Origin of the sequence: Phytomonospora sp. NPDC050363 (assembly GCF_040655735.1) — a bacterium.
Lineage (GTDB): Bacteria > Actinomycetota > Actinomycetes > Mycobacteriales > Micromonosporaceae > Phytomonospora.
On record NZ_JBFAKK010000007.1, the window covers coordinates 27,295 to 41,835 of the forward strand.

General features: G+C 67.1%; 9 protein-coding genes, 1 tRNA gene, 1 pseudogene and 1 CRISPR repeat array. Of the genes and pseudogenes, 7 read left to right on the forward strand and 4 right to left on the reverse strand.

Annotation, left to right across the window (positions count from 1 at the left end; all coding sequences use genetic code 11):
- Nucleotides 1-58 precede the first annotated feature (58 nt).
- Nucleotides 59-1,253: direct repeats of the CRISPR family, unit length 37 nt; unit sequence GCTGCGCCCGTGCTCCGCGACGGGCGAGGATCGCAAC.
- Between the two features lie 283 nt (nt 1,254-1,536).
- A tRNA-Lys gene (locus AB0I28_RS19795) sits at nt 1,537-1,608 on the forward strand.
- Between the two features lie 535 nt (nt 1,609-2,143).
- On the forward strand, nt 2,144-2,716 hold the full coding sequence (locus tag AB0I28_RS19800; protein ID WP_357495221.1) for a GNAT family protein: 573 nt from the start codon (nt 2,144-2,146) through the stop codon (nt 2,714-2,716).
- Between the two features lie 208 nt (nt 2,717-2,924).
- Here AB0I28_RS19800 and AB0I28_RS19805 read toward each other — a convergent pair whose 3' ends face one another.
- Nucleotides 2,925-3,458: a DinB family protein gene (locus tag AB0I28_RS19805; RefSeq protein WP_357495223.1), complete on the reverse strand. Its 534-nt coding sequence runs from the start codon at nt 3,456-3,458 to the stop codon at nt 2,925-2,927.
- Here AB0I28_RS19805 and AB0I28_RS19810 point away from each other — a divergent pair.
- A pseudogene (locus AB0I28_RS19810) lies at nt 3,390-3,752 on the forward strand (transposase family protein); the annotation flags it as partial. The gene AB0I28_RS19805 and the pseudogene AB0I28_RS19810 overlap by 69 nt on opposite strands.
- Nucleotides 3,753-3,961: 209 nt before the next feature.
- Here AB0I28_RS19810 and AB0I28_RS19815 read toward each other — a convergent pair.
- The gene (locus AB0I28_RS19815) at nt 3,962-6,664 is read right to left on the reverse strand and encodes a hypothetical protein (RefSeq protein ID WP_357495225.1); all 2,703 of its coding nucleotides are present in this window, start codon (nt 6,662-6,664) and stop codon (nt 3,962-3,964) included.
- Nucleotides 6,665-6,976: 312 nt separating this feature from the next.
- Here AB0I28_RS19815 and AB0I28_RS19820 point away from each other — a divergent pair, with 312 nt between their 5' ends.
- Together AB0I28_RS19820 and AB0I28_RS19825 are read left to right on the forward strand one after the other, a co-directional pair.
- On the forward strand, nt 6,977-7,792 hold the full coding sequence (locus AB0I28_RS19820) for a hypothetical protein (RefSeq protein ID WP_357495227.1): 816 nt from the start codon (nt 6,977-6,979) through the stop codon (nt 7,790-7,792).
- A gap of 65 nt (nt 7,793-7,857) precedes the next feature.
- Complete coding sequence (locus tag AB0I28_RS19825; RefSeq protein ID WP_357495229.1) at nt 7,858-8,163, forward strand: hypothetical protein; 306 nt, start codon at nt 7,858-7,860, stop codon at nt 8,161-8,163.
- Nucleotides 8,164-8,227: 64 nt separating this feature from the next.
- On the opposite strand, the gene AB0I28_RS19830 is transcribed toward AB0I28_RS19825, so the two are convergent.
- Entirely contained in the window at nt 8,228-9,115 is an 888-nt protein-coding gene (locus AB0I28_RS19830) for a GNAT family N-acetyltransferase (protein WP_357495231.1), read from the reverse strand.
- 368 nt (nt 9,116-9,483) lie between these two features.
- Here AB0I28_RS19830 and AB0I28_RS19835 point away from each other — a divergent pair, with 368 nt between their 5' ends.
- Together AB0I28_RS19835 and AB0I28_RS19840 are read left to right on the forward strand one after the other, a co-directional pair.
- Nucleotides 9,484-10,035 carry a hypothetical protein gene (locus AB0I28_RS19835; RefSeq protein ID WP_357495233.1) on the forward strand — a complete coding sequence of 184 codons (552 nt, stop codon included), beginning with the start codon at nt 9,484-9,486 and terminating at the stop codon, nt 10,033-10,035.
- Nucleotides 10,032-10,958, forward strand: a complete 927-nt coding sequence (locus tag AB0I28_RS19840) for a hypothetical protein (protein ID WP_357495235.1) — start codon at nt 10,032-10,034, stop codon at nt 10,956-10,958. Before AB0I28_RS19835 ends, AB0I28_RS19840 begins: the two co-directional genes overlap by 4 nt.
- A gap of 16 nt (nt 10,959-10,974) precedes the next feature.
- Here AB0I28_RS19840 and AB0I28_RS19845 read toward each other — a convergent pair whose 3' ends face one another.
- The gene (locus tag AB0I28_RS19845; RefSeq protein WP_357495237.1) at nt 10,975-14,076 is read right to left on the reverse strand and encodes a BTAD domain-containing putative transcriptional regulator; all 3,102 of its coding nucleotides are present in this window, start codon (nt 14,074-14,076) and stop codon (nt 10,975-10,977) included.
- Nucleotides 14,077-14,541 lie beyond the last annotated feature (465 nt).

The following is a 14,541-nucleotide window of genomic DNA, read 5'->3' on the forward strand; positions in this document are numbered from 1 at the left end:
CCGCGACGGGCGAGGATCGCAACAGTTCTTCGAACATGATGAACATGCGCGGGCCGACGCTGCGCCCGTGCTCCGCGACGGGCGAGGATCGCAACAGTTCTTCGAACATGATGAACATGCGCGGGCCGACGCTGCGCCCGTGCTCCGCGACGGGCGAGGATCGCAACACTTCCGGTGCGCGCGGTACATGGCCAACCCTCGCGCTGCGCCCGTGCTCCGCGACGGGCGAGGATCACAACAACAACCGGGCGGGTTCACGGATCTGGGCGTTGCGGGACAGGGCTGCGCCCGTGCTCCGCGACGGGCGAGGATCGCAACCGGGGGGCGGGGACCATCCTCGATCAGCCGGGGTAGCTGCGCCCGTGCTCCGCGACGGGCGAGGATCGCAACACTTTCATCCACCGTCCGCGACCAGGCGAGAATCCGCTGCGCCCGTGCTCCGCGACGGGCGAGGATCGCAACACCCGCCGGCCGTACTGCGCTTCCCAGCGGTTGAGCTGCGCCCGTGCTCCGCGACGGGCGAGGATCGCAACCTCCACACTGGCATATCGGTTCACGCCGCACGCGTGCTGCGCCCGTGCTCCGCGACGGGCGAGGATCGCAACAAGCACGTCTTCGGCGAGGAAGCCGCCGCCCGCCGCTGCGCCCGTGCTCCGCGACGGGCGAGGATCGCAACGGGAACACGGAGTCGACGGCCGTCCTCGGTGCGCGCTGCGCCCGTGCTCCGCGACGGGCGAGGATCGCAACAAGTCGATCTCGCGCGAGATCACCGGTGCCGCCGGGCTGCGCCCGTGCTCCGCGACGGGCGAGGATCGCAACCCGAATTCGTCGATCGGGACAGCGCCCAACTCGGCGCGGCGCCCGTGCTCCGCGACGGGCGAGGATCGCAACTTCTGATCGGTGGCCGCGAGGTAGCCGCGGTTGTGCTGCGCCCGTGCTCCGCGACGGGCGAGGATCGCAACGACTTGGCCCTGCCGTAGGGAGTACCAGCAGGATGTGCTGCGCCCGTGCTCCGCGACGGGCGAGGATCGCAACCAGTTCGCTGCGTCGTCTTGTGCTGGCCTTGTGACTGCTGCGCCCGTGCTCAGCGACGGGCAAGGATCGCAACATGTTCGCACTGGGATGGGGTGTTCCATCGGGCATGCGCTGCGCCCGTGCTCCGCGACGGGCGAGGATCGCAACCTATCGGGCTCCTCGGGCGTTGCTGCGCCGTCAAGCTGCGCCCGTGCTTCGCCCACGGGCGAGGACCAAGTCCTGGCAGGCGTTAAACCCAGATCGGCGGTTGCTCGATCGTTGCTCATCGGCACGAGGAGGGCATGACATGGGATGTCACAAGGCGGTAGAACACGAACCGGATGAAGCTTCAGGCGGTGGGCGTGCCGTGACTGTGCCGCGCGCTTGGTGGGCCTGTGCCTGCACCCTGGAACTGGGATCCAAAAACGGATAGTAACTGCTAAACCGGTACTAAACGATACTCGATACCACCCGCAAGACCACCCCAGGTATGCTCATCCGCGCGCGTGCCTCGGCATGCGCGGGCCTCTAGCTCAATGGCAGAGCTGCGGACTTTTAATCCGTAGGTTCAGGGTTCGAGTCCCTGGGGGCCCACCGATTTTCGGCAGGTTCCAGGTCAGGCGCATGAGGCGTCTGACCTGCTTTTTATGGAGGCGACTCGACAGGCTGCTCTCACCAAGGCCGAACTGCACCGAGACATCGCCAAACGCCTCACCCTCTGAGGCAGGCTTGCATCTCGCGGTGGCTGTGGCGTGGGAGTCAGGCGGAGCATGGAACGAACGGTCCCTCGGATCGTCGCCGCCCGACCCGCAGCACGTGATTCCGACACCCCCCCGACAGGTCATCCTGGCCCCTGGCGGGGTCGCGCGAAACCGAGATCTCCTGTGCCCGGTCCGATCGAAGGTGGCGGACGATCAAGTTGCTGAACAGGCATCCGACAAGTAGCTGCGGTCAGTCGAGCCCGCGATCGTCCGGATTGATCTGTCGGTTTCCCGGAGGTGTGCCTCGGGTGCGCCGGCGCCCGCAGCAGGATGTCGGCAACACCCTCCGTCTGAGAAAGTCCGTTGCGATCGGCCCGCATCCGAGGTCTGATCGATCGGCCACCGATCACGAGAGGGACCTGAGACTCATGTCGCTGCCCACCCCGACGTTGCACACCCCTCGCCTTCGACTGCGTCCTTTCACCGACACGGATGCCGACGGCCTCTTCACACTGCACAGCAACGCCCACGTGTTGCGCTACTGGGATTCGGCGCCGTGGAGCGATCCCGCGCGCTCCGGGCGATTCATCGCGGCTTGCCGGCGGATGGAAGAGGAGGGCACCGGGGCGCGGGTGGCCATGGATCGTGTTTCCGACGGGGCCTTCATCGGCTGGTGCGGCCTGACCGAGTGGAATCCGGACTACCGCAGTGCGTCGCTGGGCTACTGCCTCAACGAGGCGGGGTGGGGTCAGGGCTACGCGACGGAGGCCGCAGGTGCCCTGTTGCGATGGGCATTCGACGCGCTGGACCTCAATCGGGTCCAGGCGGAGGCCGATACGCGCAACGGGGCATCCGCCCGCGTGCTGGAGAAACTCGGTTTCGTGCGCGAGGGGACGTTGCGGGAAGACTGCGTCGTCAACGGCGAGGTCTCCGACTCGTGGGTCTACGGGCTGCTCCGGCGCGACTGGCGGCCCTCACCCGAGCCCGTCACCGTCGGCTGAGTCCTCGCCGCGGCGTTGGCGGTCAACGCTATGACCTGCGATCCGAAAAGTTAGGTTCGGACGGTGGCGGGACCGCGTGCCCGGACCTACCTTGCGGAAATCCGGCAACTGATGACCGTTCAGCCGAGACCGACGGGATGTTCTACGTCGGTGGGCTTCTCTGTGGCAGAGCCCGAGCTACGTGAAATGCCTTGGCAGTCTCGGGTGACTACTCTCCGGTCTGGCCGTCGATGAGTTCGCGCGCGACGTCGAGGTGACCGACGTGGCGGGCGTACTCCTGAAGCAGGTGAAAGAGGATCCGCCCGAGCGAGGGGGCTTGGTCGGGTGCCTTGAAGCGGCCTCCGAGACGTGCCTTGTCGCTCAACAGGACAGGTGCCGTCAGCGAGTTCGCGATGGCCACTTCTGTTTGGTAGTCGGCGATGACCTGGGCGGTGGAGGTGTTGGCGGCGATCGTCCACTCCTCGGCATCTCCGCCGGGCGGATAGGCGACGATGTCCTGGGCGCCGAATCCCCAGCGCAACCATCGGCGTTCGACCCAGCCGAGGTGCTGGACCAGGCCGAGCGGCGACCAGCCGAGCGGTTCGACGGGCGTGCGCAGTCGGTCGTCGGAGAGTCCGTCGAGCTTGCGCATCAGGGCCTCGCGATACCACTCCAGGTAGCCGAGAAGCAGTTCATGGGTGTCGGAGACGTCAACGGCCGGGCCATCGAGGAGTGCGGGGACCTGTTCCGGGGGCTGCTGCATCCCGCGAACGTAACGCGGGCGCGGTATCGGCTGCGCGACCCTCTACTGCTGGTTGCGGCGTACTGGCGCACCAACCTGACGCTGCGCCAACTCGCCCCGCTGTTCGGCGTCTCAAAGTCCGCCGCCTACCGGATCATCGACCGCATCGGTCCGTTGCCGGCGCTCCGGCCGAGGCAGCGGTTCGCGAAGGACACCGTGCTGATCGTGGACGGCACCCCGGTGCCCACCCGCGACCACACGGTGGCCGAGCGGTCGAAGAACCACTACTCCACCAACCACCAGGTCGTCCTCGACGATCCGTTCCACCGGCCACACGATCCCGGTGAGATCTTCGTCCTCGACTCCGTTCGTCTCGCTCAGGAAGGCGAAGGCGCCGGCTCATGCAGCTCGGCTTCGGCGAAGACCTGGCGAACGAGGTCTCTCCACCTTGAATCTTCTCCGGCGGACCGAAGCCCCGGTCCGGTAGGTCACCGGACCGGGGCTGTGGCCTGCGTTCTCGCGTCCTAGGACAATGCCCCGAAGCCGTCGTTCTTCTCCTCGGCGCCGGGGATCGCGGTGGTGTCCTGTGAGAAGAACTGCGCGCCGGTGCCGGTGATACCGGAAGCCGTCGCGTGCAGGACGGTGAAGGCTCCGGCGCCGGTGTCCTCACCGGGTGCGCCGACGATCAGGGAAAGGTGGCCGGTGCCCTTCACGTCGGCGAACCGAAGGCTCGTGCCCCAGCGGTCGCCGGCCTCGGAGCCACCGGGGACGCCCGGCGAGTCCTGGCTCCAGGCCTTGGCGCCGGTGTAGACGAGGCCGTCGGTGCCACCGGGGATCACGGAGACGAAGTCCTCGCCGGCGCCGTGGACGACCAGCTCGTCGCGGCCGTCGTGGTCGCTGTCGCCCGCGGCGATGGTGGTGCCCCAGCGGTCGTCGGCACCCGGGTTGCCCGGCAGGCCCGCCGACTTCTGGGTGAGCTCGACAGCGCCCGCCGTGCCGATCCGGGAACCGTCCGAGTACAGCACGGTGAGGGTGCCCGCATCGGCCTTCCGCTCCCCGTCGGTCCCGGTCACGGCGGATCCGGGCGCGCCGACGGCGAGGTCGTCCTTGCCGTCGCCGTTGAAGTCCGCGAGCGCGACGGCGTGGCCGAACAGGTCGGGGAGGTCGCCCTTCGAGGTGTTGAAGGAACCGGGTGCGCCGGGGACGCCGGGGGTGTCCTTGGTGAAGCGCTGGCCTTCGGTGGTCCCGAGACCCAGGAGAGGCCTGCCCATGAGGACGGTCACCGCGCCGGTGGTCCGCCCCAGGTCCTCGTCGTAGACCTCGCCGATGGCGAGATCGTCGAGCCCGTCACCGTCGACGTCACCGGCGTCGAGGGCCCGTCCGAACTGCTCGCCTTCGTATCCGTAGCCGGGCATGTCGAACCAGTCCTGGTCGTACTCGGTGACCTTGAAGTCGGCCGAGTGAACGAACACCGAGCCCGCCCCTGCCCCGGGTGCGCCCACCGCGAGATCGTCGCGATGGTCGCCGTCGAAGTCGCCGACGGTCAGCGAGGTCCCGTAGGCCATGTTCGCCACGGGCGTCTGCGGCCGGTAGACGGTGCTCCAGTCGGGCTGGAGCCCGCTCGGCGTGCCGCGGAACACGAAGACCATGCCGACATCGCGCACCGAGCCGATGTCCTCGCCCGGGGCGGACACGGCGAGGTCGCTGTACCCGTCGGCGTCGAAGTCCCCGAAGGCACTGGCGTGACCGAAGCGATCACCGTCCTCATTGGAGTCGCTGACGTTCGCGGTGTCCTGGTGGACGGCCTTGTTCCCCGTGGTCGTGAAACCGTTCGCCGAACCGAAGAGCAGGTGGATCTGGCCGGTGTCGGTGTCGTCTCCGATGTCCTCGCCCGGGGCGCCGGCGACCACGTCGACGTAGCCGTCACGGTTGACGTCACCGCGCAGACCTCGGTAGTGCACCGACGTGGAGTTCGTGGCAGGGCGATGGTCGGCGTCGCCGGCGAAGGACACCGTGTACTGCGCGGCGCCCGCCTGTCCGGGACTGTCGACGAAGGCGAACATTCCGCTCTCGTCGACGGTGACGGCGGGCAGCGTGTGGGTGCCGGCGGGGTCCCTGCGCTGTACCGAAAGGGTGGTCCCGGCACCGGGACCTCGGTGGAGGGTGCCGTAGAACCGGACGGTGTCCATGACACCGACGACGGAGGGGCCCCGGGTCTCAAGTGTGAGGGCCGTGGCGCCGGTCGCGATCCGGTCCATGATCTCCACGCTGTACCGGTTCGCCCAGGAGTAGTGAAGGACCCGGATGAGCTTGTCGTCGGCGGTGAAGGCGAGAGAGTTCTCGCGCGAGTAGTAGGAGTCGTACTCGGCTCGACGGGTCACGAACGCGTTGTTCTGGAGATCCCACACCGAGACGGCGGCGGGATCCTCCTTGCCGCCCTCCTTGATCGTCCCGGTCGCCACGAAGCGGTCGTCAGGGCTCACCGCGACGGTCATGACGTGTTTGTCACCCGGCGGCTGCGGCAGCGGCGAGAGGTCGGCGGTGTTGAACACCTGATAGTTCCCCCGGGACGGGCAGGCCAGGGCGACCTTGTCGCCACCGGCGAACAGGGCGGCCTCCATGCAGCCCTTCATCGATCCCGGCGCGCTGGCGCTGACCTGGACGGGCGACCCGCCCGAGACGTCGTGGACGTGCATCGCGCGGTCGGTGTTCGGGCGCTCCAGCAGGAACAGGCGGTCCGGCCGATCCGGGCGGGCCTGGAGTTCGCCGGCCTGGACCGAGACGGCTCCACCGGTGGTCTCACCGGTCGCCGGGTCGTAGGACCCGATGGAGCCGGTCTCGGCGGCGCAGTCGCGGTAGGAGTACCAGAGCTTCCCCCCGGTCCAGGCCGTCGACCACACGCACTGCTCGGCTGGAAGCTCGACCTTGTCGACGGTGTACGTTTCCGCGTCGATGACGCCGAGGGACGGCGTGTCGTGTTCGGCGACGTAGACCGTCGAGCCGTCCGGGCTGATGGACAGGTCCCTCGGCTTGGTGAAGCCGGTGAGGGTCTGCACGACTCGGCCGTTGAAGTCGATCACAACGACGGCGTCAGGGCCCTCCTGGCTGACGAAGATCCTCCGGTGGGCGTCGTCGACGACCAAGTCCTGGTGGAAGCCGTCCAGAAAGGCGCCATAGTCGGCCGTGGCGGGCTGGGCGATGAGGACAGAGGCACCGGTGGCGGTCATCGCGAAAGCGAGGGCACCCGCCAAGAGGCGTCTATTCATATGTGTGCGGTCCCGTGGGTGAGGGCCGGGTGGGCTCCCGGCCGCGCAAAGCTACCACCGAATGTTCGCCCGACCGGTCGCCGATCCGCCGGCACAGCGCCGGGATGTCCATGTCCGCCAGGCTTTGCGGGCATCCTCGGAGTCGCAGCACTGACTTCGAGCCCGCTGTCCACAGAGGGGTCCTCCGGACCGAGTGCGGTTTCACCTTCACGGGCTGATCGCGCGGTCCGATCGGACATCGACGGGACGCGATGTTCCTCTTAGGATCGCGCCATGTCGATCTCTCCCTCCACAACGGTCTTGAAGAGCGCGGGGGACTCCTCCATGCGCTTGGACGGCACGGACCTCCTCCTCACGCAGGTGGACTTCGAGCACCGCATCCCGCTCAAGGCGATCGCGGAGGTGCACGCGGAGGGACGTTCGCTCGCCGTGACGCTCAAGGCGCGGTGGGAGGACGAGCCGACGGTCTTCCGGATCGGCGACGTCAACGAGGACGCCGCGGCCGCGTTCGCCGGCGACCTGACCGCGGCGCTCCCCGAGCCGGGCAACGACCAGCAGGTGAACGGTGCCTGGATCGTCGCCACCAGCACGATCAGCCCCGAGCCGCAAGAGGGGTCCAACGGGTTCCTGGTCGGCGCGGTCGTCACCCTGCTGGCGATCATCGGGCTCGCCGTCTACGCGGGGATCATGGGCGGCTTCTGGTCGGCCGTCGGCGTGGCGATCGTCGGCGGCATCACCGCCTTCGTCTTCGCCGGCGCGATCGTGCATTTCGAGCCGGCGATGCTCGCCTGGAGCCTGCCCCGGCGCGCGCTCAAGGCGACCGCGACGTTCTCGCACGTCGGAACCTATCGGCGAATCCACCTCTACGTCGACAAGGACGGGAACACCCGGGCGTTCTCGGGGCTGTACTCCTCATCCGGGGCGTGGGCGCCGAAGGAGATCGAGGTCCAGTACGACCCCGCCGACCCCGGTACGAAGCTGCGCGCCGACGAAGGCCGGTGGGGGAAGGCGATCGGCCTGACCTTCCTGGCGGCGCTGGCGTCGCTGGGCATGGCGGGGACGGTGCTCGTGGCGTTCGGGTACATCTAGGGCCTCGCCGACCTGCGGCTTCGCTACCGTGGGGCGAATGTGTCCGTTGCACTCCAGGAGGCATGATGGCCGACGCTGCGGAGGACGAGCGCTGGCTCGTCATCGACGGGCGACGGTGGCGACGCACCGACCCGTCGCTGCCGGAGGACCTGGTCGCGGCCCTCACATCGCACCTGGGCCGGGGCCGCTCGGGCGTGCGCTCGGCGAAGCGCGACGGTGACGCCGATGCCGTCGCCGCCGCCCGCGCGCGCGTCAACCTCGCGAAGCACGGTCTCGGTGAGCGCGGACCGTACTGGTGGGACGAACCCGAGGCGGATCGTTTGCGCCGCGCGCGAGAGGCGCTTCGCGACCTTGACGCGCTCGACGACTGAGCTGTTCGCGACACGTCCCTTGCCCGCCTCTGGCGGCCAGCTCCACGGAGCCTTCGGACGCTCCTCAACGCTGAACGCGGGTGAGCTCGCGCGCGACGGTGTCGGGACGATAGCCGAACTTGTCGTTGACGGCGAGCATCGCGACGTTCTCGGTGTCGTTGAACGTGTACGCATGACGGACACCCCTTGTGGCCGCGGTCGATAGAGCGGCGGCCTTGATGAGGGAGGCCAACCCCCGCTGTCGGTAACCCGGACGCGTCCCCGTCAACAAGGAGATCATGCGATCCCCGATGATCTCTGTGAGGGTGAAGGCGACCGGGATCTCGTCGGCGAAGGCCAGGAACGAACAGTCCAATGCGAGGCGAGCATTGCCATGCCGTGCCGCCACCCACTTATCGTAGGGAAGCGCGACGTAAGGCGTGTCGCTGGGAATATCGGGGCCGAAGGCCAGCGCCACTTCGTGGGCGGCTCGCAAGTCGGGCAGTTCACTGACCGCGAGCAGCTTTATGTCGGACGGGACGGCCATCGGCAGTGCACGCTCAGGGTCCGTTTTGGACACGCGGGTACGTCGTCCCGCGGTGAAACCATTTCGTTCGGCGAAGCGCACTCCGATCTCGTCGAAAGCATGCGAAGTGACAAGTCGCGCGCCGATTTCCTTGAGATGGCCGTCGACCTTTTGGAGGAGAGCGGTTCCGATCCCGGTGCCCCGATGTTCTGGAGCGACCATGACATCTGCCTTCGCGGCACCCGCGCCGTCATAGATCGCGAGCTCGGCCATGGCGGTGGCCACGAGGTCGCCGTCTATCTCGGCGACCCATCGCCGTGTGAGCGTCGCGGGATTCACCGGCGCCGAGTCGATCATCTCCGCGGTCACCATCGCGAAGTCGACACAAGCGTGAATGAGCTTGACGCGTGCAGAAGTATCCTGCGGCGTCACTGAACGGATGAGCATGGCGACAAGTATGCCTAGAAAACCCGACTCCGCAAGATCCTGGAGCATCGACCTGTCAGGCCGGCCGGGACCGGGGAACCCTCAAACGAAAGTAGCAGGTGAGTAGCGTCAAAGTAGAGGGTTCTCAGAGGATGCCAACGAGCTCGCGGCCGGCACTACGGCCTCGACGCGATTTTCGGATTCTAGGAGTTTCGGTGAAGAAGGCTGTTCTTGCTGGTGTGGCCGTGGCGGTTCTCATCCTGGCCGCGTTGGCGGTCGTAGGAGCGATGAGTCCTACGGACAAGGACTCGATCGATCGTGCGGGCGACTGTGCCACCCAGAAGCTCACGTGCCGCTAGGTCCACGCCATCGAGATCCCGGACACGGAAATGAAAACGGTCGATGCCGATGACCAGGCGGCCGGGCGGTCCTTCAACTTCACCGGCTCCCTTTTGCTCGTCTGTCTGTTGCTGTCGTTCACCATGCAACAGTTCGTCCCGGCCGAAGGCGGATTCGGTGCGCAACGGTTGACCTTCAGAACGATTTGGCCGCAAGGTTGGTCGTATTTCAGTTCCGGAATAGCCGAACCAGTGGTCGTGGCCTACCACCTGGATCCGCGCGGCGCCACGACTCCGCTGTCCGAAAGGGAGGCGTCCGTGGAAGCCTTGTGGGGCTTGCGGAAGTCAACTTATGCGCAAGTGGACGAACTGGACAGTCTGCTGGGCGCTGTTCCAGCGAGCGCCTGGGAACGATGCGACGGTTCGGTTGAGGACTGCCTGGCGCTGGTCAAGGATCTCGCGCCCTACATGCTTCGCCATCCGCCGGGCTATCAGAGCATCTGTGGACTCACCGCACTGATAACGCAGGTCCCGTTGCCCGACGCCAACGTGGCGACTCGGGGGCTCCTGACCGAGGTCCAGTGCGACTTACAGGAGCCTTGACAGCCTCGGTGCGGCAGCGCCACGCCGAGGCGATGACAGGATTCGATCCCAGGAGAGCAAGACTCGCGCTGGCGCGTACCGGCCTGGCTCTCGTGCAACTCGCTCTGGTCGTCGCCAACCCCGGCGATCTCTTGATGCCGTCTACGCCGGCGAGTCCGGCCGGCCTGGACTGCTACGGGATCCGTGCGGCTTCGATGTGGTGTGCCGGCGACTCGGCCCACATGCCCCGGGAGTCGCTTCGATACATCGCCATGGCCGTGCTCCTGCTCGTGGCGAGCGGCTATCGCCCGAGATGGACCGCCATCCCTCACTTGTATGTGACCGCGAGTATCGCGGCGAGCATCCCCGTGATCAACGGCGGCGAGCATGTCGCCCAGATCGTCGTCATGCTCCTGGTCCCCGTCTGCCTTGGCGATTCGCGTCGTTGGCAATGGGACCGACCGGTCGCGCTTCTGCCCGGTCGATGGCGTGGAGCCGCATATGCGGCACATCTCGTGCTCCGTCTACAGGCGACGGTGCTCTACCTCACTGCGGGCCTGTCGAAGCTGGCCACACCGGAATGGCGCGAGGGCACCGCGTTGGACATAATCGCAAGGAATCCCAGGAACGGCTTCCCTGAGCCTGTCCTCCAGTTTCTCGAGCAGGGAACTTGGTGGCAGGCAGTGGCCACCGTTGTGAGCTGGTCGACCATTTGGATCGAGGTCGCCATCGGGGTGCTGGTGTGGTTCGGGCCCCGTGCGCGCAGAGTTGTGCTGGTCATAGGAGGCCTGCTGCACTGCTCAATCTTGTTTCTCATGGGTCTGGCGAGTTTTGAGCTGACCATGCTCCTGTTGCTGGTGCTCATTTCCTCGGAAGGGGTGATGTATCGACAGCGTGGCCGGCGGCGGGAAGTTCGAGGACGGGCCACCGTGGTCTGTCGGTAAGGTGCCTTGGTCGGCTCTACTGGAACACTCTGCATCGCAGGCACTGGACGTCTTCGGATGTCAAGTCGTCCAAGTGGATCCTGGCGCCTTCGGCGGAGGTGGCCATCTGCGGATGCTCCATGCGCATTCGCTCCCAGGTTCGCCGTGCGGCCGCGATGTCGCCCTCCGCGAGACATACGTGGGCGAGACCCTCAAGTGCCCTCGCGTTCTGTTTGTTCTCGCGATAGGTCTCGGTGAGTTTCAGTGCTTCGGTGTAGACCGCCTTGGCCGATCGTAGGTCCCGCATGGAGGTGTACACCTCCCCGAGCGCATTGAGGGACATGGACTCGTGTTCCACCAGGTGCATTTCCCGCGCCCTGGTCAGGGCATCGCGGCCGGTGCCGAGAGCGTTGTCGAACTCACCCCTCGACCGATGGATCTCGGAGAGCACGGCGAGCGCCGCGGTCGCATTGGGACGCAGTGCGTGGGTTTCGCTGATCTCGAACGATCGAAGTGTCGCCGACAAGGCCGCTTCCGGTCGCCCCATCAGGTGGAACAGGCTGCCTCGGTTGTACGCGACGGCGGCCTTCGCCCGCGGTGGCATGTCGTCGCCGGGGAGTGCTTCCAGGTGATCGAACTGTTCGAGCGCCTCGTCCAGCCTGCCCATCGCGCGCAATACGGCGCCGTGGTTGTTCCTGACCGCGATCAACTCCTGCGTTCGACCGAGCCGTGATGCGAGCTGTCCCATCTCGGTGTAGATGTCCTGCGCTTCCTGATACCGGCCCCCCTCTCCGAGGGCCATCGCGAGGTTGATCGACAGAAGCAGTCGCCAGTCGTCGTGTCCATGGCTGAGCTGTATCGCTTCCCTGTACAACTCAGCCGCGCTGCCCTTGGCCGAATCGTAGTCGCGGGCGATTCGCGCCATCGCGGACAGCGAGGCGACTTCCCCGTGCGTGTCACCGGTGGAGCGGGCCGCCGAACGGCTGGCTTGGAAGAGCGCGAAGACATCCGGGCCATAGTTCATGTGCGAGAGGAAAGGCACCAAAGCGCACGGAAGCTGCCAGAGGTGCGGCGTCCACTCCTGCTCGACGGCCAGGCGGCAGGCGGCGCGAAGGCCGGGGTAGTTGCTTTCAAGGAGCCCGTAGCCGTCCGACTGCGCGGAGGGAATCCGCAGGTCGGGCACGTGGACGAGACTCAGGTCGAACTTCAGGGGTTCGAGCGCACTGCTCTGGCAGACGCTGTGCGCCATGTACAGGAAGTAGTCGAGTACGCGGTGAACAGCCGCCTGCCGGTGGACCTCGGAGTCGTGCTGCTGGGCGAGTTCCGTCGAGCAGTCACGGACGAGATCGTGGAACTGGTATCGCCCCCCGGACGCCGCGACGACCAGACTGTGTTCGTACAGCGCTTCCAGGCAGTCCTCGGCGTCGTCGAGCGGTATTCCGCACAACGCCGCCGCAGCCGGGGCGTCGAACTCTGGGCCGGGGTGAAGCGACAGGAGACGGAACATCCGCTTCTCCGCCTTGGAAAGGTACTGGTAGGAGAGGCTGAGGACCGCCAGCACGTTGCGGTCGCCGACACGCAGGAAACGACTGCGCCGCTTGTGCGTCCGCAACTGCGCGAGCAGTTCGTCCAGCCGCCAGTGCCTGCGGTCCCGGAATCTCGCCGCCGCGATCCGGATCGCGAGGGGCAACCGGCCGCACAAGTCGACGACGTCGCCGAGGACGGAGTCGTCCGTCACGTCAGGTCGTCTGGCGACCTGCCTGAAGAGTTCGATCGCGTCTCGACGCGGCAGAACGTCCAGAGACAGCGGAACCGTACCTTCGAGCGCGGCGAGTTTTCGCCGGCTGGTGACCAGGACGAGGGTTTCGGAGGATCCGGGGATCAGCGGTCGTACGTGGGCCTCGTCCTTGGCGTTGTCGATCAGCACGAGGGCACGTCGGCCGGCCAGGCGGGAGCGCCAGAGTTCCTCCTTGGCCAGCAGGTCGCTGGGGATCAGCTCGATCGGAACCCCAGACTGTCGAAGCAGGTCCTCCAATGCCTGCCCCGGTGGGACCGAATCCCGGCCGATGCTGAAGCCGTGAAGGTCCACGAACAACTGGCCGTCGGGAAACTCGTCGGTGAGTCGATGCGCCAGATGAACCGCCAGTGTCGTCTTGCCCAGCCCGCCCATCCCGTCGATGGCCGAGATGACGAGCGCGGAAGAGGGCGAGTCTCGAATACCCGTCAGCAGTTGGGAGATCTCCTCTCCGCGTCCGGTGAACTCACTGGTATCCCGAGGAAGGAAGCAACGCGAGGGAAGAGCCGGCGCTTCTGTGGCCGACTCGGCGGGTCCCGCGACCGGCGCCGGGGGCACGTCGAGGGGGTCACCCCGCAGGATTCGCACGTGCAGCTCACCGAACTCCGGACTCGGGTCAAGGCCGAGTTCGGCGGCGAGGAATCGGCGCGCGTCCTCGTACACGGCGAGGGCTTCGGCCTGCCGGCCCAGCAGGCCGAGGGCCAGCATGAGGTTGCGCCGAAACGACTCGCGGAGAGGATGCTCTTCGACGAGTGCGAGGAGCTCGACGACGAGACGGCTCGCGTCGCCGAGCCGCAAGCGGATGGAGACGAGCCGCTCGATGGCCACCACACGCTGTTCTTCGAGGCGGCCGGCAACGCTTTGCAGGTACGGACTGTCCAGTCCCGCCAGCGCCGCGCCGCGCCAGTACGCGAGGGCCCTCCGCAGGGTGTCGGCCGCCGGCTCCAGACGGCCCTGCAGTTCGAGGTCCTCCGCTCTGCCGACGGATGATTCGAACCGTGCGACATCGATGGACTCATCGGGAACGTCGAGGCGATACCCCGCCTCCGAGGTGATGATCTCGGTGCCGGGCACGACGGAGAGCGCGCGACGAATTCCCCGGATGGAGTTGTGCACCTGCTGCCGGGCGGATTCCGGTGGCGTCTCCCAGAGGACGTCCACGATGCGGGCGACCGATGTCGGTTGCTGGCGATTCAGCAGCAGGAGGGCCAGGAGTCTGCTCTGGCGGAGGCCACCGAGATCCAGCCGATCCCCGGCCGTTGTCACTTCCAACGGGCCCAGCAGGCGGAACTGGAGCCCGTCTGGTTCCTCGGCTTCGACGACGATCGGATCCTCCTGCTGCACCGGACCTCCGCTCATACCGCTTCAGCCGGATCACATGATCAGCTGATCGCGCGGGCTAGTATCACACAGCGGTCTCGCATGGGAAACCTTCCTGATCATGCGTCGGCCAAGGGATCGGGGTCCCATGGACGTGGCAGTGATGCGAGTGGCCGGACACCCGGCAGTGGCACGACGGATCTGCGCGGCGGACTCCGAGACCACGATCGGCCCGGCCCGAAACCCTGGTGTCCCAACACCTTCGGGCGGACTGCATCTCGCCGTGTTCCTATGACAGGCCCGCGCCGCGGGTGAGCTCAGGCCGGCCGGGAAGACACCGTGCCCGGGCCGTTGGCGCCAGAGGTGCCGGCCGACGTCGCACTGATGAGGGCCCGGGTCACATTCCTCGGTGGATGGCCCCGCGGGAGCGAAGCGTCAACAGGATCAGGCGCGGGTCGCCGGTCGCCATGCCTCCGCAGGAGATGGCCC